The sequence below is a fragment of the Streptomyces achromogenes genome (genome assembly GCF_030816715.1).
GTDB classification, from domain to species: Bacteria; Actinomycetota; Actinomycetes; order Streptomycetales; family Streptomycetaceae; genus Streptomyces; species Streptomyces achromogenes_A.
Genome location: NZ_JAUSYH010000001.1, coordinates 3,791,095 through 3,809,505, shown reverse-complemented (window position 1 = coordinate 3,809,505; position 18,411 = coordinate 3,791,095). Strand labels below are relative to the sequence as shown.

At 72.4% G+C, this 18,411-nt stretch carries 15 protein-coding genes and 1 pseudogene; 7 read left to right on the top strand and 9 right to left on the bottom strand.

Going from position 1 to position 18,411, the window contains the following annotated elements:
• Window positions 1-51 precede the first annotated feature (51 nt).
• Window positions 52-3,363, bottom strand: coding sequence for a S41 family peptidase (locus QF032_RS16955; RefSeq protein WP_307056401.1), 3,312 nt, complete (start codon window positions 3,361-3,363; stop codon window positions 52-54).
• Between the two features lie 206 nt (window positions 3,364-3,569).
• Between QF032_RS16955 and QF032_RS16950 the strand changes: the two genes are divergently transcribed.
• The 3 genes from QF032_RS16950 to QF032_RS16940 all read left to right on the top strand — a co-directional run bounded on the left by QF032_RS16950 (window position 3,570) and on the right by QF032_RS16940 (window position 7,437).
• Complete coding sequence (locus QF032_RS16950; protein WP_306951636.1) at window positions 3,570-4,178, top strand: TetR/AcrR family transcriptional regulator; 609 nt, start codon at window positions 3,570-3,572, stop codon at window positions 4,176-4,178.
• 147 nt (window positions 4,179-4,325) lie between these two features.
• Entirely contained in the window at window positions 4,326-6,536 is a 2,211-nt protein-coding gene (locus QF032_RS16945) for an MMPL family transporter (RefSeq protein WP_307056399.1), read from the top strand.
• A gap of 307 nt (window positions 6,537-6,843) precedes the next feature.
• On the top strand, window positions 6,844-7,437 hold the full coding sequence (locus QF032_RS16940; RefSeq protein ID WP_307056397.1) for a lamin tail domain-containing protein: 594 nt from the start codon (window positions 6,844-6,846) through the stop codon (window positions 7,435-7,437).
• An 87-nt stretch (window positions 7,438-7,524) separates the two neighbouring features.
• Here QF032_RS16940 and QF032_RS16935 read toward each other — a convergent pair whose 3' ends face one another.
• A complete protein-coding gene (locus QF032_RS16935) occupies window positions 7,525-9,489 on the bottom strand; it encodes an Ig-like domain repeat protein (RefSeq protein ID WP_307056395.1) in 1,965 nt (654 codons plus the stop codon).
• Between the two features lie 217 nt (window positions 9,490-9,706).
• Between QF032_RS16935 and QF032_RS16930 the strand changes: the two genes are divergently transcribed.
• The 3 genes and pseudogenes from QF032_RS16930 (at window position 9,707) to QF032_RS16920 (ending at window position 10,755) form a co-directional block, all read left to right on the top strand.
• On the top strand, window positions 9,707-10,198 hold the full coding sequence (locus tag QF032_RS16930) for a YbaK/EbsC family protein (protein ID WP_307043663.1): 492 nt from the start codon (window positions 9,707-9,709) through the stop codon (window positions 10,196-10,198).
• Between the two features lie 25 nt (window positions 10,199-10,223).
• A pseudogene (locus QF032_RS16925) lies at window positions 10,224-10,370 on the top strand (EamA family transporter); the annotation flags it as partial.
• 97 nt (window positions 10,371-10,467) lie between these two features.
• Window positions 10,468-10,755 carry a DUF1876 domain-containing protein gene (locus QF032_RS16920; RefSeq protein ID WP_307043661.1) on the top strand — a complete coding sequence of 96 codons (288 nt, stop codon included), beginning with the start codon at window positions 10,468-10,470 and terminating at the stop codon, window positions 10,753-10,755.
• 108 nt (window positions 10,756-10,863) lie between these two features.
• Here the strand turns inward: QF032_RS16920 and QF032_RS16915 are convergent, their stop codons facing one another.
• The 6 genes from QF032_RS16915 to QF032_RS16890 form a co-directional block, all read right to left on the bottom strand.
• Window positions 10,864-12,033, bottom strand: coding sequence for a serine hydrolase domain-containing protein (locus QF032_RS16915; RefSeq protein ID WP_307056393.1), 1,170 nt, complete (start codon window positions 12,031-12,033; stop codon window positions 10,864-10,866).
• A 106-nt stretch (window positions 12,034-12,139) separates the two neighbouring features.
• Window positions 12,140-12,544 carry an organic hydroperoxide resistance protein gene (locus tag QF032_RS16910; RefSeq protein WP_307050135.1) on the bottom strand — a complete coding sequence of 135 codons (405 nt, stop codon included), beginning with the start codon at window positions 12,542-12,544 and terminating at the stop codon, window positions 12,140-12,142.
• Between the two features lie 314 nt (window positions 12,545-12,858).
• Complete coding sequence (locus QF032_RS16905; RefSeq protein WP_307056390.1) at window positions 12,859-13,356, bottom strand: MarR family winged helix-turn-helix transcriptional regulator; 498 nt, start codon at window positions 13,354-13,356, stop codon at window positions 12,859-12,861.
• Entirely contained in the window at window positions 13,353-14,210 is an 858-nt protein-coding gene (locus QF032_RS16900; RefSeq protein WP_307056389.1) for an energy-coupling factor ABC transporter ATP-binding protein, read from the bottom strand. The genes QF032_RS16905 and QF032_RS16900 overlap by 4 nt, the downstream gene beginning before the upstream one ends.
• Window positions 14,198-14,959, bottom strand: coding sequence for a cobalt ECF transporter T component CbiQ (gene cbiQ / locus QF032_RS16895; protein WP_307043653.1), 762 nt, complete (start codon window positions 14,957-14,959; stop codon window positions 14,198-14,200). Before cbiQ ends, QF032_RS16900 begins: the two co-directional genes overlap by 13 nt.
• A gap of 5 nt (window positions 14,960-14,964) precedes the next feature.
• Complete coding sequence (locus QF032_RS16890) at window positions 14,965-16,032, bottom strand: energy-coupling factor ABC transporter permease (RefSeq protein WP_307056387.1); 1,068 nt, start codon at window positions 16,030-16,032, stop codon at window positions 14,965-14,967.
• A 199-nt stretch (window positions 16,033-16,231) separates the two neighbouring features.
• Between QF032_RS16890 and QF032_RS16885 the strand changes: the two genes are divergently transcribed.
• Window positions 16,232-16,615, top strand: a complete 384-nt coding sequence (locus QF032_RS16885; RefSeq protein WP_307043649.1) for an SsgA family sporulation/cell division regulator — start codon at window positions 16,232-16,234, stop codon at window positions 16,613-16,615.
• A gap of 89 nt (window positions 16,616-16,704) precedes the next feature.
• Here QF032_RS16885 and QF032_RS16880 read toward each other — a convergent pair whose 3' ends face one another.
• Window positions 16,705-18,381 carry a penicillin-binding transpeptidase domain-containing protein gene (locus QF032_RS16880; RefSeq protein ID WP_307056386.1) on the bottom strand — a complete coding sequence of 559 codons (1,677 nt, stop codon included), beginning with the start codon at window positions 18,379-18,381 and terminating at the stop codon, window positions 16,705-16,707.
• Between the last annotated feature and the right edge of the window lie 30 nt (window positions 18,382-18,411).

The following is an 18,411-nucleotide window of genomic DNA, read 5'->3' as shown; positions in this document are numbered from 1 at the left end:
CAGGCCGGCGACTCGGGGCGCCCCTCTCCGGAAGGGCGCCCCGAGTGCGTCTCACCTCTCCCTCTCCGTGCCGCGCGGCGGCAGTGGCGGCCGGGACCGGTCGGGCACGCCGGTGAGGTCCGGCGGGGTCGCCGGGGGTGTGAGGGTGAGGAGGTCGAGGGCCAGGCGTACGGCGTCGTCGAGTTGGGCGTACCGGCCCTCGGCCCAGTCGAGCGGGGTGCGCAGGGCCTCCAGGTCGGGGGTGACGCCGCGGTTCTCCACCGACCAGCCGTACGCGTCGAACCAGGCCGCGTTCATCGGGACGGTGATGACCGTGCCGTCGCCGAGCTGATGGCGTCCCGTCATGCCGACCACACCGCCCCAGGTGCGCTGGCCGACCACCGGGCCCAGCTTCAGCAGTTTGAAGGCGGCCGCGATCATGTCGCCGTCCGAGGAGGTCGCCTCGTCGGCGAGCGCCACCACCGGACCCCGCGGCGCGTTCGAGGCGTACGACACCGGCTGGGCGTCGCGGGTGAGGTCCCAGCCGAGGATCGTGCGCGTCAGTTTCTCCACGACCAGCTCGCTGATGTGGCCGCCCGCGTTGCCGCGCACGTCCACGATCAGCGCGGGTCGGGAGACCTCCATGCGCAGGTCGCGGTTGAACTGGGCCCAGCCCGAGCCACCCATGTCGGGGATGTGCAGGTATCCGCAGCGGCCGCCGCTCAGCTCGCGGACGACGGCCCGGCGTTTGGCGACCCAGTCCTGGTAGCGCAGGGGGCGTTCGTCGACGAGCGGGACGACGGCCACCCGGCGCGCCCGGCCCGCCTCGCCTTCGGCCGGGGCGAAGGTCAGCTCGACCGTGGTGCCGCCGGCCCCGGCCAGCAGCGGGTAGGGGCCGGTCACCGGATCGACCGCCCGGCCGTCGACGTGGGTGAGCACCGCGCCCTCCCGGATGCCGGTGCCGGCCAGCGGTGAGCGCGCCTTGGAGTCGGAGGAGTCGCCCGGGAGGATTCGGCGGACGGCCCAGCCGGCGTCCCGGCGGACGAGGTTGGCGCCCAGCAGGCCCTGGAGACGCTGGTAGTGCGGCGGTCCCTCGTTGCGGCGGGCGGCGGTGACGTAGGCGTGCGAGGTGCCGAGTTCGCCCAGCACCTCGCGCAGCAGGTCCGCGAACTCGTCGGGGGACGCGACGCGCTCGACGAGCGGGCGGTACTGATCGAGCACCGCGTCCCAGTCGATGCCGCACATCCCGGGGTCCCAGAAGTAGGCGCGGATCAGCCGGCCGGCCTCCTCGTACGCCTGTCGCCATTCGGCGCCGGGGTCCACCTCGTGCAGGATGCGCCGCAGGTCGATCCAGACCGTGGAGTCGGGGTCCCCGGTCTCGGCCGACGGCACCGCCCGCAGGTCGCCCTCGTCGACGACGACCAGCCGGGTGCCGTCACCGCTGAGCGCGAACCAGTCGAGGTGGTCGACGAGTTCGGACTTCCTGGCCTTGCCGATGCTGAAGTGCTCCAGCGTCGGACGGCCGCTGGTGTCGTCCGGGTTCGCGAACGTCTCGCCCAGCGCGCCGGAGATCGGCCAGCGCAGCCACACCAGTCCGCCGCCCGCGACCGGGTACAGGGCGGAGTACTTGGACGCCGGCACGGGGAAGGGGGTGACCCGGCTCTCCAGCCCCTCGGCCTCGACGGTCACGGTCCCGTCGCCCGTCTCACCGCCCTCGCCGTCCTGCAGCGGGTCCAGTCCGCCGGCGGCCGGACGGCCCTCCGGGGTCAGCGCGAAGGGCGAGGGGGTGGCCGAGGACAGCGGCACCAGGTAGGGGCGGCAGCCCAGCGGGAAGGACAGGTCGCCGGTGTGCACGTCGTACACCGGGTCGAAGCCGCGCCAGGACAGGAACGCGAGATAGCGGCCGTCCCGGGTGAAGACCGGGTTCTCGTCCTCGAACCGTCCGTCGGTGACGTCGACGATCAGCTGCTCGCCGTTCGCCACGCCGGGCACGCGGGCCATCTTGATCTGCCGCAGGGAGCGGCCGATGCCCGGGTGCGACCAGGTCAGCCAGCTGCCGTCCGGCGAGAACGCCAGGTCGCGGACGGGACCGTTGACCGAGGCGGTCAGCTCGGTGACCTCGTCCTCCCCGGCCTGTGCCGGGGAGCCCGTCCCGGGGTCCTCGCTCACGTCGACGAGCAGCAGCCGGCCGTCGTGCGAGGCGATCGCGAGCCGTTCGCCCTCCGGGTCGGACACCATCTCGAGGACCCGCCCGAGCCTTCCGGAGGCCAGCCGGCGCGGCGCGCGGTCGCCGCTGGCGCGCGGCAGGTAGGCGATCTCGACGGCGTCCTCGCCGTCCGCGTCGGTGACGTAGGCGACCTGGCCGCCCGAGCCGAGCATCTCCGGCAACCGCACCCGTACCCCGGGCGTGTCGCTGATGGTCCGGGCGGGGCCGTCCCGGTGGGTCAGCCAGTAGAGGCTGCCGCGGACGACGACGGCGCTCGCGCGTCCCGTCTCGTCGACGGAGATGCCGTCCACGTGCTGGGCGGCCGGGATCTGGTACGGCCGCCGGCCGGCCCGCGGTCCGCCGAGACGCACGTCGAGGCGGCGCGGCGCGGAGCCCGCGGTGAGGTCGTCGACGATCCACAGCTCGCCGGCGCACTGGTAGACGACGCGGGTGCCGTCGCCGGCGGCGTGCCGGGCGTAGAAGGCGTCGTGGTCGGTGTGCCGGCGAAGGTCGGAGCCGTCGTGGGCGCAGGAGTACAGGTTGCCGACGCCCTCGTGGTCGGAGAGGAAGGCGATGCGGTCGCCGACGAAGAGCGGGCAGGCGAGGTGCCCGTCGAGGCCTTCCAGCAGGCGCCGCCCGTGCAGCCACAGGCGGCCGGTGGCGCCGCCGCGGTAGCGCTTCCAGGCGGCCGGCTCGTGCGGGGGAGTGCCGGTGAGCAGGAGGGTGCGGCGCTCACCGTCGACGTCGGCGGCCTGGAGGTCGGAGACCGGGCCCCAGGGGAGCTTGCGGCCGGGCGAGCCGTCGGTGGGGACCTTGTAGGACCAGGTGAAGTAGGAGAACGGCTCGCCGTGGGAGGCGACGGCGAGGATGTCGGCGTTCCCGTCCGGGCCGGGGGGCGTCCAGCCGCGGACCTGGGTGTCGGAGCTGCCCCAGTACGTGAGGCGCCGCCCCGGGCCGCCGTCCACCGGGACCACGTGGATCTCCGGGACCAGGCTGCGCCAGCTCGTGTACGCGATGTGGCGGCCGTCGGGGGAGAAGCGGGGGTGGCCGGCCTTGGTGCGGTCGACGGTGAGCCGCCAGGCCCGTCCGGGGTCGTCGAGAGGGGTCAGCCAGAGGTCGTCCTCGGCCACGAAGCACAACAGGTCACCGCTGAGATGGGGCAGACGCAGATAGCTCACCTTCCCATGCTTTTCCGGGGGATGGACCGGAGCAAGTTATGACAAAGGCGCGTCGTGGACGATCACGTGACGATCACCTGGGCGACGGGGGGACGGCCGGGTGAGCGAGGGCACGTACGAAACTGTTTCGTTTCGCAGCGGGATGCGCTACATTCGGCGTGTACGAACAGGAGACTGTGGCGGTGCGGAGTGGGAAGGTGAGCGGAATGACCGAGGTCGCAACGGCGCGTCGTAGCCGTATCACCCCCGAGCGCGAGGCCGAGCTGTACGAGGCCGTGCTCGAGCTGCTCCGCGAAGTCGGCTACGACGCCCTCACCATGGACGCCGTCGCCGCCCGCACCAGGTCCAGCAAGGCGACGCTCTACCGCCAGTGGGGCGGCAAGCCCGAGCTGGTGGCGAAGGCGGTCCGGCACAGCAAGCCGGGCGGCTCCCTCGGCGAGATCGACACCGGGTCCCTGCGCGGCGACCTGCACGCCCTCACCCTGCGTTCGGACGACTGCCAGATGGAGCAGAACTCCGCGCTCATGCGAGGGCTGGCCATGGCCGTCCACGAGAACCCGGACCTGCTGAAGGCGTTCAAGGAACACCTCATCGAGCCGGAGCTGGCCGAGTTCCGCCTGCTGCTGTCGCGGGCGATCGACCGGGGGGAAGTCCGCGCGGACAACCCCGCGGCCGAGTTCATGATGCACATGATGATCGGGGCGTTCGCGGCCCGGACACTGCTCGACGAGCAGCCCCCGACGCAGGACTTCCTCCTCTCGTACATCGACGCCGTGGTGCTCCCCGCCCTCTGCGCGCCGAATCCCGCCACCTGACCGTCCCCACGGTCCGCCCAACCTGACGTCACCGCTCACGTCGTCGGGCCGATCACCCCTGCCTCCCCGCCGGGTTGGTCAACCCTGCCCCCGGGCCCGCGCCGGAACCGCGGCCCTACACCACGACCTGACCGGGAGTACGCCTCCGTGGCCACGTTCCTCTATCGACTCGGCCGGCTCGCCTTCCGCCGCCGCCACTTCGTCGCCCTCATATGGGTCGCGCTGCTGACCCTCGCCGGCGTCGGCGCCGCCTCCGCGCCCGCCGCCGGGACAACCTCCTTCTCCATACCGGGAGTCGAGGCCCAGAAGGCCTTCGACCTGCTGGAACAGCGCTTCCCCGGAGCCAGTGCCGACGGCGGGACCGGGCGCATCGTCTTCAAGGCGCCCGAGGGCCAGAAGATGACCGACGCCGCCAACAGGGCGACCGTCGACAAGACCGTCAAGGCCCTGCGCGACGGCTCCGAGGTCACCTCCGTCACCGACCCCTTCACGACGAACGCCGTGAGCAAGGACGGGACGGTCGCCTACACGTCCGTCAAGTACGACGTCCCCGGCATGGAACTGCGGGACTCGACCCGGGACGCCCTCGAGGCGGCCGGCGACACGGCCCGGGCCACCGGACTGACCGTCGACGTCGGAGGCGACGCCCTCCAGGCCGCGGCCGAACCCGGTGCGATCGGTGAGGCGGTCGGTCTCGCGATCGCCGCCGTCGTCCTCGTCCTCACCCTGGGCTCGCTGGTCGCGGCCGGACTGCCGCTGCTCACCGCGATCATCGGCGTCGGCATCGGCGTCTCCACCATCACCGCCCTCGCCAAGGCGCTCGACCTCGGCGACACCACCTCCACCCTCGCGCTGATGATCGGCCTCGCGGTCGGCATCGACTACGCGCTGTTCATCGTCTCCCGCTACCGCAGCGAGCTCGCCGAGGGCCGTGACCGCGAGGAGGCGGTCGGCCGCGCCACCGGCACCGCCGGCTCGGCCGTGGTCTTCGCCGGCCTGACGGTCGTCATCGCCCTGGCGGGCCTCGCGGTCGTCAACGTGCCGATGCTGACCAAGATGGGCCTCGCCGCGGCGGGCACGGTCGTGGTCGCCGTCCTCATCGCGCTGACCATGATCCCTGCGCTGCTCGGATACGCGGGCGGGAAGATCAGGGCCACCGGTGAGAAGCGCAGGCCGGCCGCCGCGAAGGGCAAGCAGGGCGAGCAGGCCAAGCCCGGCCCGGGCGTCCGCTGGGCGAGCTTCGTCATCCGCCGTCCGGCCGCCGTGCTGCTGCTCGGCGTGGTCGGTCTCGGAGCGATCGCCGTCCCGGCCACCCAGCTGGAGCTGGGTCTGCCCGACGACGGCTCGCAGCCGACGTCCACGACGCAGCGCCGGGCCTACGACCTGCTGTCGGAGGGCTTCGGCCCCGGGTTCAACGGCCCTCTGATGATCGTGGTCGACGCCGCGGACAGTGACGACCCCAAGGCCGCGGCCACCTCGGTGACCGACGGGATCAAGAAGCTCGGGGACGTCGCGACGGTCACCCCGGCCATGTTCAACAAGGCCGGCGACACCGCCACCATCACCGTGATCCCGGACTCCAAGCCGTCCTCGACGCAGACCGAGGACCTGGTGCACGCCATCCGCGGCCAGGGCGCCGACGTCAGGGCCGACACCGGCGCGCAGGTCCTGGTCACCGGCACCACCGCGATGAACATCGACTTCTCGCAGAAGCTCAACGACGCGCTGATCCCGTACCTGGGCCTGGTGGTCGGCCTGGCCTTCCTGCTGCTGATCGTGGTCTTCCGCTCCGTCCTGGTCCCGCTGAAGGCGGCCCTCGGCTTCCTGCTCAGCGTGCTCGCCGCGCTCGGCGCCGTCGTCGCGGTCTTCCAGTGGGGCTGGCTCGGCGGCCTGATCGGCGTCGAGGAGACCGGCCCGATCATGTCGATGATGCCGATCTTCATGGTGGGCGTGGTGTTCGGCCTCGCGATGGACTACGAGGTGTTCCTCGTGACCCGGATGCGGGAGGCGTATGTCCACGGCGAGAGCCCGAGCCAGGCCGTGGTCACCGGCTTCCGGTACAGCGCCAAGGTGGTGGCCGCCGCCGCGGTCATCATGATGGCCGTGTTCGGCGGCTTCATCAGCTCCAGCGAGTCCATGATCAAGATGATCGGCTTCGGCCTCGCGATCGCCGTCTTCTTCGACGCGTTCGTCGTCCGCATGGCGATCGTCCCGGCGGTGCTCGCGCTGCTCGGCAAGAAGGCCTGGTGGCTGCCGAAGTGGCTGGACCGCGCCCTGCCCAACGTGGACGTCGAGGGCGAGGGACTGCGCACCCCCTCCGACGCGGGCGACGAGGACCGCGAACTGGTCCGCGTCTGACGCCTCGGACCGTCCGAAAGACCGCCGGTGAGGGCTCCGTGGGGACGGGGCGCCCTCACCGGCCTTTTTCTTCGCGGTCCGCTTCGTGACCCACTATCGGGTGACGGCCGCACGCGCCCGGGCCGCACGGGGCCGGTGGCCCAACGGGTCCGGCGCCTTCAGGACATAGATGGACATGGAAGGCTACTGTCACCGGAATGTGCATGATTCGTAACGTGCAGCAGTATTGAGCCACTTGGGACGGGCCGGGTGGGCCAATCTGGTTCTGCGGCCGAGGGGCCGCAATCGCACCAAGCAAGGAGACCTTGTGTCCGTTTCCTCTGTTTCCGCCCGTCGTCTCACCGCCGTCGCGATCGTCGCCGCCGCTGTGACCGGGGCGGCGACACTGCCGGCGTCGGCCACCGCGACCTCGCGTCCGAACCGGCCGCAGGTGGAGATCAGCGCCGTGCACTACGACGCACCGGGTCGGGACGACCGCTCGGCCTTCTCCCTGAACAAGGAGTGGGTGGAGCTGAGCAACAACACCCGTCACACCGTCAACCTGGACGGGTGGACGCTCTCCGACGATCGGGGCGACAAGTACACCTTCCGCCACTACCGTCTGGCCCCGCGCTCCACGGTGCGCGTCCACACCGGTGTGGGCCGCGACACCCGCACCGACCTGTACCAGGACCGCCGTCGCGAGGTGTGGGACAACCGCTCCGACACCGCCACCCTGCGCGACGACCACGGCCGCCGCGTGGACCAGGAGTCCTGGGGTCACAACCGTCACCACGGCAACGACCGTCACCACGGCAACGACCGTCACCACGGCAACGACCGCCACCACGGCAACGACCGCCACCACGGCAACGACCGCCACCACGGCGACGACCGTCACCACGGCGACGACCGCCACTGACCCGGCCCCACCACGCGCGGCGCGCCCGACCCCTTCCGGGGCGGGCGCGTCGCCGTGTCATGCCGCGGACCCTTCCGCGGGCCGTGCTCAGTTGGTGAAGACGATGTACTTCCAGGCGCCGTGCGTCGTCGCGTTGACGTTGTCGCCGGAGGAGCCGTCGATGTACGACGAGCGGATCCGGGCGCGGATGCCCGCCTCGCCGGGAGCCTCCAGCGTGACGGCGGACTTTCCGTTGGCGCCCACCGGGAAGTACTGGGACCCGGAGTCGTACCAGGAACCCTGGTAGTAGACCTGGACCTGCAGGCGCTGCTGGCGGCCCGCGTAGTAGTTCATGGTCGTGGTGAACAGCGGGTCGGTGTTCTTGCGGAAGTAGGAGTACGTCGTGGAGCCGATCCTCCCCGTCTTGTAGTGCCGGGAGACGGCGGTCGACACCTTCGCGTAGGCGCCCGCGGTGGACTTCGCGGTCTTGTCGGCGCTGCGCGCGTCGCCCGCGAAGACGGCGGTGACGGCCGTGTCGCGGGTCATGTCGACGACCACCGACAGGTTGCCCTGCGCGTTGACCCTGGCGTTCTTGACCAGCTTCTTCGGCTTGTCGGAGCCGGCGGGGTCGACGTAGATCGCCACCGTGCGGTTCCTGTACGTCGCGCCCAGGTGCGCCGTGAACGTGACGTCCTTGCCGTACGCGTACAGCTTGGCGTTGTTGGTGACGGTGAGCGCGGTCGCCTTGCGCGAGACGGCCACCACGTCGGAGCCGACGGTGGCCGCGTGGCCGGCGTCGCCCGCGAAGAACACCCGGTAGGTGACCTTGCCGCCGGCGGGCGGGACGTCCGTGAACGCGAACGAGCCGTCGGCCTTGGTCTTGACCGGGGCGAGGACCTTGCCGCCCGGCGACTCGAGGTCCGCCCGGGTCACCTTGAGGGCGGTGCCGGCCGAAAGCGGCGTCGCCGAGGTCAGTCGGCCGGTGACGGTGAGCTGCTTGGCGCGTTCCGCCTTGACCGGAGCCGTCACCTTCAGCGCCGGAACCTCCTTGGTCGGGTCCGTCAGCGCGCGCAGGGTGAAGACGTCCGCGGTGTTCACGGAGACCGCGAACACCCGGCTGCTGTCCGGCGCCCAGGCGAGCGCGCCGTCGACGAGGGTGTCGGCGCCGCTGCTGTTGCCGGTGTTGGGGAAGTCGTACTCGCGCACCGGCGTCGTCGCGCCCGGCCGGATGACGTGGACGTCGGGGTCGTACCAGGAGAAGCTGCCGCCCGCGACGCTGCCGTCGGGTGCGACCCGCACGGCGTTCGGGTACGCGTCGATGGCGTAGCCGGACTGCTCGGCGAGGTCGGTGGTCGAGTAGGCGCCGATGCCGTAGCCGAAGCCGGGCGAGCCCCACGAGGTGAGGACCTGCTTGCCGTCGGGCGTCAGGTCCAGCTGCTTCACGGACCCGTCCATGTCGCCCTTGGCCCGCAGCGTGGCCCCGTCGGCCGAGAGGTCGTAGACGGCGACCCGGCCGCCGTTGCCGGCCACCAGGACGCCCGGGACGGCCGGGTCGGCGCCCAGGAGCGCGGTGCCGGAGAAGTCGCCGTCCCCGCGCTGGGAGAGGTGGACGACGGGTTCGGCGCCGGAGACGTCGAGCGAGCCGAAGTCGGAGCCGTAGCCGAACCAGATCCGGCCGTCCACGACCTCCAGGTCGCCCGGAGCCGCACCCACCGGGTAGCTGGCGGTCTCGGTATACGTCCCCGTCTCCACCGAGACGATCCTGCTGCCGTTCGTGACAGCGGCGTACACGTGCCCGGAGTCGGCGGACAGCGCGAGGCCGCTCACGCCGGACAACCCGCTCAGGGTGGCCTTGACGGCGCCCGCGTAGTCGGTGACGACGATCTTGCCGCCGCGCGGGTCGGAGACGTATACCCGCTGGTGGGCGCCGTCCACGACGATGTCGCCGACCGACTCCACCGGAAGGATGTTGGCGGAGTCGGCCACGGCCACTCCCGCCGAACCCGCGGCGAGTACCGCGGAGCTGAGAACGACCGCGAGCGTCGTCGCGGCCGAGATGCTGCGCCTGCGCACAGAAATGGGAACCCCCAGAAAAAAGAGCCCGGTGTGTCCGCCGGGCGTGAGGAAACGCCTGCGTCCCCCCTTCGCACCCGCAGCGGGCGCGTGAACGCGGCAGAGCAGCAGCGTATGGCATGCCAATGACAACAGGGACGGGATTTCGCGCCGCCCCGGACACTTACCGGACAATTCCGCTCGCGCACCCGGCGCCACCCTCGCTAGCGTGCCGCGCATGACGACCACCGGCGCCCACCCCCGCTTCGCCCAGGCCCTGAGCGAGCTCGGCCTCGACGAGCTGACCCCGCGCGTCCGCCGCTTCCCCGACGCGACCCGCACCGCCGCGGAGGCCGCCGCCGCGATCGGCTGCGAACCGGCCGAGATCTGCAAGTCCCTCATCTTCGCGGCGGACGGCGCGCCGGTCCTCGTGCTGATGGACGGGGCCTCCCGGGTCGACGTCGAGCGCGTGCGGCGGGAACTCGGCGCGCAGCGCGTGACGAGGGCGGCCGCCGACGTCGTGCGGGAGACGACGGGGTACGCGATCGGCGGGGTGCCGCCCTTCGGGCACCGCACACGCACGCGGGTCCTCGCCGACCGGGGCCTCCTGGCACACGGCGTCGTCTGGGCGGCGGCCGGCGATCCGCACGCCGTCTTCCCCATCGCCCCCGACGCCCTCGTCCACCACGCCGGCGCGGCCCTCGTGGACGTCCGCGAACGCACCGCCTGACCCCGCCGGTCACCGCCGCCGTCCTGCCCTGGTCGCAGCCCTGCGCGCGTCGTCGGTCCTGGTCGGGGCGGCCATCGGGGCGCTGTCCTTCAAGGAGCGGTTCGGGGCGCCGCGCCTCGTCGCGGCCGGGCTGCTGGTCGTCGTCATCGGTCTGATGCTGCACCCGGGCTGACGCCTGCCGGCCCGGCCCGTCCGCTGGGTGCGGTCGCTGGGTGCGGCCGCCCGCCGCGAGGCGCACCCTGGAACCAGAGGCTTCGGAGGTGACCGTCATGACGCACACCGCAACACGCACCACGGTCGGATGGCATGTCGAGCTGGAGTTCGAGGAGGACGACCGGCACACGCGCGCGGCCGCGCTGGTGCGGCTGCCCGACGGGACCGAGGTCCGGTCCCAGGGGCACGCCAGCCGGCACGCCGTGGACGCGGACCAGCCCCGGGTCGGCGAGGAGATCGCCGGCGCCCGCGCCCTCAACGAGATCGCCATGCAACTGCTGACCAAGGCGCACACCGAGATCGACGACGCCTCGGGACGGACGTCGCACTCGATCAACGTGTAGACGCCACCGACGCCGGGGTGGGCGTGGGCGTGGGCATAGGCATCGGCGTCGGTTCCGACGCCGCGGTCACGGCTGCCGCCGCCGCCACCGCGACTGCCACCGCCGGTGTCACGACGTCGTCGCGGTCGCCGTCCGCAGCGCCCGGAGCAGCGCCTGCGCCCGCGGGTCCGCCGTCACGCTCGTGCGGAAACCGTTGGTGACATAGGCGAAGGCGGTCCCCGACTCAGGGTCGGCGAGGCCGAGGGCGCCGCCGCGGCCCGGGTGGCCGAAGGCACCGGGGGACAGCAGCGGGGAGGCCGTGCCGTGCAGCATGGGGCCGAGGCCGAACCGGGTGTTCACCACCAGGACCCGGTCCGGCCCTGACGACTGCTCGCCGCGCGCGAGTTCCACCGTCTCCGGCCGCAGCAGCCGCACTCCGCCCTCCACCTCGCCGATCAGCGACGCGTAGAAGCGGGCCAGGCCGTCGGCGGTCGCGATGCCGTTGGAGGCGGGCAGTGCGGCGGCCCGGTACGCGGCGTCGTTCTCGTCGGGCAGCGGGGTGATCGCGGCGAAGGCGCGCCGGGTGAGGGAGGCCGGATCGGCGTAGGCGGCGGTGACGGCGGGCTTGGGCCGGGTCCTCAGCGCGCCGGTCTGCGCCGGCGCCTCCACTTTGCCCACGCGCCCCGCCCGCCCGCGCCGCGCCGCCGGGAGTCCGAGCCACAGGTCGGCGCCGAGCGGCCGGGCGATCTCGTCGGCGATCCACTCGCCGACCTTCCGCCCGGTGATCCGCCGCACCAGCTCGCCGGTCAGCCAGCTGTAGGTCTGCGCGTGGTACCCGTGGTCCGTCCCGGGCTCCCAGACCGGGGCCTGCGCCGCGACCGCCGCCGCGCCGAGGTCGGGGTCGGCGGCCTCGGCGGGCGTCAGCGGCCGGTCGAGGACCGGCACGCCCGCGCGGTGCGCGAGGACATGCCGTACGAGGGTGCGCTCCTTGCCGGCCGCCTTGTACTCGGGCCAGTACGTTCCCACGGGAGCGTCCAGGTCCAGCTCGCCGCGCTGGTGCAGCAGCAGGAGGCCGGCGGCGACCACGCCCTTGGTCGCCGAGCGCACGATCTGGGCGGTGCCCCGCTCCCAGGGCGCCGTGCCGTCGACGTCCTTCGTGCCGCCCCACAGGTCGACGACCTTGCGGCCGTCCCGGTAGACGGCGACCGCCGCGCCCCGGTCGCCGAGCGCCTCGAAGTTCCGTGCGAACGCCTCCCGGACCGGCTCGAAGCCCTCGGCCACCGCACCGCTCACGTCCACGCCCGCACGCCCTCTCGCAGTTCGCCTACGACTCCAGCGCCTTCTCTTCGAGCGCCTTCGACTCCTCGGGGAACGCCCGGGGCGAGCCTGCGATTCCTGCGCCGCGTCAGCCGAGGAGGATCGTTACATCGATGTTGCCGCGCGTGGCGTTCGAGTACGGGCACACCTGGTGCGCCGCGTCCACCAGCTTCTCCGCGAGGCCCGGGTCCAGCACGGGGAGCGAGACGCTGAGCGCCACCGCGAGTCCGTAGCCCTTGGTGCTGTTGGGGCCGATCCCGACCTTGGCCGCCACCGTCGACCCCGTCAGGTCGTAGCCCGCCCGGTTGCCGACCAGGATCAGCGCGTTGTGGAAGCAGGAGCTGTAGCCGGCCGCGAAGAGCTGCTCCGGGTTGGTGCCGTTGCCGTCGCCGCCCAGCTGCGGCGGCATCGCCACCTTCAGCTCGATCTGTCCGTCCTGACTGGTCACGAACCCGTCGCGGCCCCCGTGCGCGGTGGCCTCGGCGACGTACATGATCTTCGTCGGACGGGTGTCGGCGGTGCCGGCCGTCCCGCCCGTCCCGGCGGTCTCGGTCGTGCCGGCTGCGGCGCCCTCTGTCACGGCGGTCCCTCCCCAAACATCTTCCCCAATTACATCGTGCACAAGGTACCGGCCGGTAGGTAGGCGCGTCCCGGGCAGGGGCACGTAACCCCCGGTAACTTCGGCTCGCGTCACGGATGTGTCCGACCGGCCGGACGGCCGCCCCAGGGGGAGTCCCAGCGGGCGCGCACGGGGGTGGGCCCGGGCGGGCGCGGGCAGAGTGGGGCCCGGGCGGGCAGGGGTGAGTCTTACCGGGTGGGCACGGAGGTGGGTCCTGGCGGGCGCGGGTCCGCCGTCGGGTGCGCCCGCTCCGCGAGGCCCCACAGCTCCTCGCGCAGCCGCGCGACCTCCGCCGTCCCCAGCCCCGTCGACGCGAGCAGCGCCCCCGGGACGCGCTCCGCACGCTTTTTCAGCTCCTCGCCGGGGCCGGTGCACGCCACCAGCACCGACCGCTCGTCGTGCGCCGAACGCTCCCGGCGCACCAGCCCCGCCGCCTCCAGGCGCTTCAGCAGCGGTGACATCGTGCCGTAGTCCAGCCGCAGCGCCGACGCCAGGTCCTTGACCCTCGTCTCGCCGCGCTCCCACAGCACCAGCAGTACGAGGTACTGCGGGTAGGTCAGGCCCAGCTCGTCCAGCAGCGGCCGGTAGGCGGCCGTCACCGCGCGCTGAGCCGCGTACAGCGCGAAGCAGAGCTGCTCGTCGAGGAGCAGCAGTGAGCGGTCGGCGGCGGGTTCCTCGTCAGTCACGCGCCCATTGTCGCGGAGCGCGGGTCGAACCCGAAGGGCAGCTCCAGCCGGTGGGCGCGCATGAGGGCGTCGTCGGCGAGCAGCTCGCCCGTCGGGCCGTCCGCCGCGATCACGCCCTCGCTGAGGACCAGGGCGCGCGGGCAGAGCTCCAGGGCGTACGGCAGGTCATGGGTGACCATGAGCACCGTGACGTCCAACCCCCGCAGGATATCGGCCAGTTCGCGGCGCGAGGCAGGGTCGAGGTTGGAGGACGGCTCGTCCAGGACGAGGATCTCCGGCTCCATCGCGAGGACCGTCGCGACGGCCACCCGGCGCCGCTGCCCGAAGGAGAGATGGTGCGGCGGACGGTCCTTGAACTCCGCCATGCCCACCTGCGCAAGCGCGTGGTCGACCCGCGCCTCCAGCACGGCCCCCTTCAGTCCGGCCGCCGCCGGTCCGAACGCCACGTCCTCGCGGACGGTCGGCATGAACAGCTGGTCGTCCGGGTCCTGGAAGACGATGCCGACCTTGCGCCGGATCTCGGCCATGTGCCGCTTGTCCACGGGCAGTCCGGCCACCGTCACCGTGCCGGTTCCGCCGGTCAGGATGCCGTTGAGGTGCAGCACGAGCGTCGTCTTGCCGGCGCCGTTCGGCCCGAGCAGCGCGACCCGCTCCCCGCGCGCGACGGAGAAGTCCACGCCGAACAGGGCCTGGTGCCCGTCGGGGTAGGCGAAGGCCAGTCCGGCCACGTCGAGGGAGGCCGGCACGTCGGGGGAGGCCGGTACGTCGGGGGAGGCCGGTACGTCGGGGGATGCCGGTACGTCGGGGGATGCCGTCAGGCCGGGCGATGGCGTCACGTCAGTCACAGAGTCCATCCCAACACGCAGACGACGAGAGCGGCGAACGGGAGGGCCAGCGCGTACGACCACTGGGCCCGGGACGCGGTCACCTCGTCGATCACCGGCATGGAGCCGGCGTACCCCCGGCTGATCATGGCCAGGTGCACGCGTTCGCCCCGTTCGTAGGAGCGGATGAACAGCGCGCCCGCCGACTTCGCGAGCACCCCCCAGTGCCGCACTCCCCGGGCCTCGAAGCCGCGTGACTCCCGGGCGATCCGCATGCGCCGCATCTCGTCCGCGATGACGTCGCCGTAGCGGATCATGAAGGAGGCGATCTGCACGAGCAGCGGCGGCAGTTTGAGCCGCTGCAACCCGAGCAGCAGCTCCCGCAGTTCGGTGGTGGACGCCAGCAGCACGGACGCGGCGACGCCCAGGGTGCCCTTCGCGAGCACGTTCCAGGCACCCCACAGTCCGTCGACGCTGAGGGACAGTCCGAGGACGTCCACCCGCTCGCCCTCCGCCACGAACGGCATCAGCACGGCGAACGCGACGAACGGCGCCTCGATCAGCAGCCGCTTCAGCAGGAGACCGGCGGGCACGCGCGCGCGATGCGTGACGAAGGCCAGCAGCAGCGCGTACAGGCCGAACGCCCACATCGCCTCCCGGGGCGTCGACACCACGACGACCACGAACGCGAGGACGGCGGCGAGCTTGGTGTGCGGCGGCAGACCGTGCACGGCCGAGTGTCCGTGCAGGTAGAGCCGGTGGGCGTGGCCTGCTCCCATGGCCGTCAGACGTTCTCTACGGCCGTGGGGGACGCGTCGGCGCCGCGTCGCCTGCGCACCGCCCAGAACACCGCGCTGCCCCCGACGACGGTCACGCCGACGCCGATGACGCCGGCGAGGCCGCCGGACAGGCGGGCGTTCGTCACGTCCTTGACGCCGTAGTCGGCGAGCGGGGAGTCGGAGGCCGCGTGCTTCCCGGTCTTGGCGTCGATGCCCTTGTCGGCGGCGACCTTCTCCAGGCCGTCGGGGCTCGCGGAGGCGTAGTAGCTGACGAATCCGGCCAGTACGAGGGAGGTGACCAGGCCCGTCGCCCACAGCGTGCGCCGGGACGTGCGCGCCGCCACCGGGACGGCGGACCCGGCGGGCGCGCTGCCGGCCGCCGGGGCGTCGACGAGTTCGCCGTTCACCCGCAGCCGGAGGGTCTGGCGCAGGTCGCGCGCGCCGTGGACGAGGTCCGGACGCACGGCGAGCACGGCGCCCACGGTCAGCGCGGTGATCACGGCCTCGCCGATGCCGATCAGCACATGCACGCCGATCATGGCGGTGGCGACCTTGCCGATGGCCACGTCGGTGGTGCCGCCGATCCAGTACAGGAACGTGAAGGCCACGGCGGCGGCGGGCACGGACAGCACGGCGGCGACGAAGGACGCGGCCGTGACGGACCGGCGGGTGCGCGGCAGCACCTTCACCAGGCCCCGGAAGACGGCGTACGCGACGACCGTCGTCACGATGGCCATGTCGGTGATGTTCACGCCGAGGGCGGTGAGTCCGCCGTCGGCGAAGAGGACGCCCTGCATGAGCAGGACCACGGAGACGCACAGGACCCCGGTGAAGGGGCCGACGAGTATCGCGGCGAGCGCACCGCCGAGCAGATGGCCGCTGGTCCCCGCCGCGACGGGGAAGTTGAGCATCTGCACGGCGAAGATGAAGGCCGCGACGAGGCCGGCCAGCGGCGCGGTCCGGTCGTCGAGCTCACGGCGCGCACCGCGCAGGCTCACGGCGATGGCGCCGGCGGCGACCACACCGGTCACGGCGGAGGTCGGGGCGTCGATGAATCCGTCGGGTACGTGCACCTGACGATGATAGTGGCTTGATGCGAATGATTCGCAAGAGCGAGGACCTTGTGTATCGCAGCGCGCCGCAGCGCAGACGCATCGCACACAGATGAGACGGGTCTGCCCCGGAGGAGCGTATTGCGGAAAATATGGGACATTGGGAGGGGAGCGGACGCACAGCTTCCGCACAGGTCACGCTGCGTGAGAGGGTCGGCCGATGTCTGTAGTCGAACAGTACGCGCGAGCCCATATCGTCACGGACGCCGACCAGGTCGAGGAGGAACGGACGGCCGTTCCCGTCGTCCTGCGCTACGACCCGGACAGCGATCCCCGCTCGGTGCGGGTCGGACTGCCCGACCGGCACGAGTGGACGTTCTCCCGCACGCTCCTCGAACAGGGCCTGCGCGCCCCGGCCGGCACCGGAGAGGTCCGGGTGTGGCCGTGCGGGCGGGTCCAGGCGATCGTGGAGTTCCATTCCGCGCACGGCGTCTCGGTCGTCCAGTTCGAGTCGAAGACGCTCGTGCGGTTCCTGCGCCGCACCTACACGGCCACCACCGCCAAGGCCTCGGCCACGGCACGCCGGCAACCCGTCAGTCACTAGGCCTGGCCCAGCATCGGGCCAGGCCAGGCCAGGCCAGGCCAGGCCAGGCACGGGGCAGGGCCGGCACAGGACCTGGCAGGGCAGGGCCGTCAGCCGCCCAGGCGCAGCAGTGACGCCACGATCGGGCCGGCCGTGTCGCCGCCGTGGCCGCCCGCCTGGACGACGCCCGCGGCCGCCAGGTCGCCCCGGTAGGCGGTGAACCAGCCGTTGGGCTTGTCCTGGTTGTCGACCTCCGCGGAGCCCGTCTTGGCGCCGTAGTCGGGGCCGAGGCCGGACATCGCCTCGGCGGCGGTGCCGGCCGCGGCGGTGTAGTTCATCAGCTCCCGCAACTGGGACAGCGTGGCCGCCGACATGGTGCGGGAGGCCTTCGCCAGCGTGCGGTCGTCCACGGACGGGGCGACCAGGTACGGCTGGTGGAAGGAGCCCGACTTCACGGTCGCGGCGACCGACGCCATGTTCAGCGGGTTCATCCGGACCCCGCCCTGGCCGATCAGCGACGCCGCCATCTGCGCCTTCGACTGCACCGGCACCGAACCGTCGAAGGACGGGACGCCGATCGCCCAGTTGTTCATCGACAGACCGAACACCTGCTGCGCCTGCTTGGTCAGGCTGTCGTCGTCCAGCTCCGGCGCCTGGCTGATGAAGGCGGTGTTGCAGGAGCGCGCGAAACTCGCCTTGAACGAGCCGCCGGTGATCTCGAAGTCGTCGTCGTTGTGGAACTTCCAGCCACCGTAGGTGAACGTCTTGGGGCAGGGGTGCGTCTTGTCCGCCGACGCGAGGTTCTTCTCGATGAGCAGCGACGACGTGACGACCTTCATCGTCGAGCCGGGCGCCAGCGAGCCGTTGAACGCGGTGTTGAAGCCGTGACCGGCGTTGGCGACCGCGAGGATCTCGCCCGTGGAGGGGCGCAGCACGACGACCGACGACTTCGCGGTCTTCGCCACCTGCTGCTCGGCGGCCGCCTGCAGGGCCGGGCTCAGCGTGGTCTTCACGGTGCCCGGGGTGCCCTTGCTGAGCTCCAGCAGAGTCTTGTCGGAGGCCTTCTTCGCCTTGGCCGCCTTGCCGCGGACGACCCGGAGCTCGACGCCCGCCTTGCCGCCCGCCTTCTTGCCGTACTTCTCCCGCAGCCCGTCCAGGACGGGTGCCAGCGAGGGGTACTTCGCGACGGTCAGCTCACCGCCGTCGCGGTCGACGGCCTTGACCGGCGGGGTGCCCGCCGCGCCGGTGACGAGCCGGTCGCCGTCCTGAAGATCCGGGTGGACGACCGACGCGTGCCAGTCGACCTGCGCCTTGCCGTTCTTCGGGTTGCGGACCACGGTGAGCGAGCTGGCGTACGACAGCGGCTTCTTGACGTCCTTGTACGTCACCGTGCCCTTGACCGCGAACGGGACCTTGGCGCCCGTTGCCGTGCCGGCGCTGAGGGCGACGCCGGTGACATGGGCGTCCTTGCCGTAGCCGGTCAGCAGGGCGGATGCGGCCGCGGCATCGTCCGTTTCGGCGGCCGCCTGCGCCACCTCGCCGCCCTGCCAGGCCGTGAGGAACCGCTCGGCCACGGTCTTGGCCTCGGCCGCCGACGGGGGGTCGGCCCTGACCCTCGGCACCTGCTTGCCGTTGGCGGCCGCGGCGGAGCCGTCGTCGGCCGCCGCCCCGCCGTACAGGGCGTAGACGCCGATCCCGGCGCCCGCGACCACGACGGCGATCATGCCGCCCGCCACGGCGGGACGCCGCTTGCTGCGCTGCTCTTCGACGCGTCTTCTCTTGCCCACTGCGTGCGATCCTCCGGATCCCCAGGGGCT

Coding starts and splice junctions, on each gene's coding strand:
- QF032_RS16885 (WP_307043649.1), top strand. CDS start 16,232: ATGTCTGTAGTCGAACAGTACGCGCGAGCCCATATCGTCACGGACGCC.
- QF032_RS16900 (WP_307056389.1), bottom strand. CDS start 14,210: ATGGACTCTGTGACTGACGTGACGCCATCGCCCGGCCTGACGGCATCC.
- QF032_RS16950 (WP_306951636.1), top strand. CDS start 3,570: ATGACCGAGGTCGCAACGGCGCGTCGTAGCCGTATCACCCCCGAGCGC.
- QF032_RS16930 (WP_307043663.1), top strand. CDS start 9,707: ATGACGACCACCGGCGCCCACCCCCGCTTCGCCCAGGCCCTGAGCGAG.
- QF032_RS16920 (WP_307043661.1), top strand. CDS start 10,468: ATGACGCACACCGCAACACGCACCACGGTCGGATGGCATGTCGAGCTG.
- cbiQ (WP_307043653.1), bottom strand. CDS start 14,959: ATGGGAGCAGGCCACGCCCACCGGCTCTACCTGCACGGACACTCGGCC.
- QF032_RS16910 (WP_307050135.1), bottom strand. CDS start 12,544: ATGTACGTCGCCGAGGCCACCGCGCACGGGGGCCGCGACGGGTTCGTG.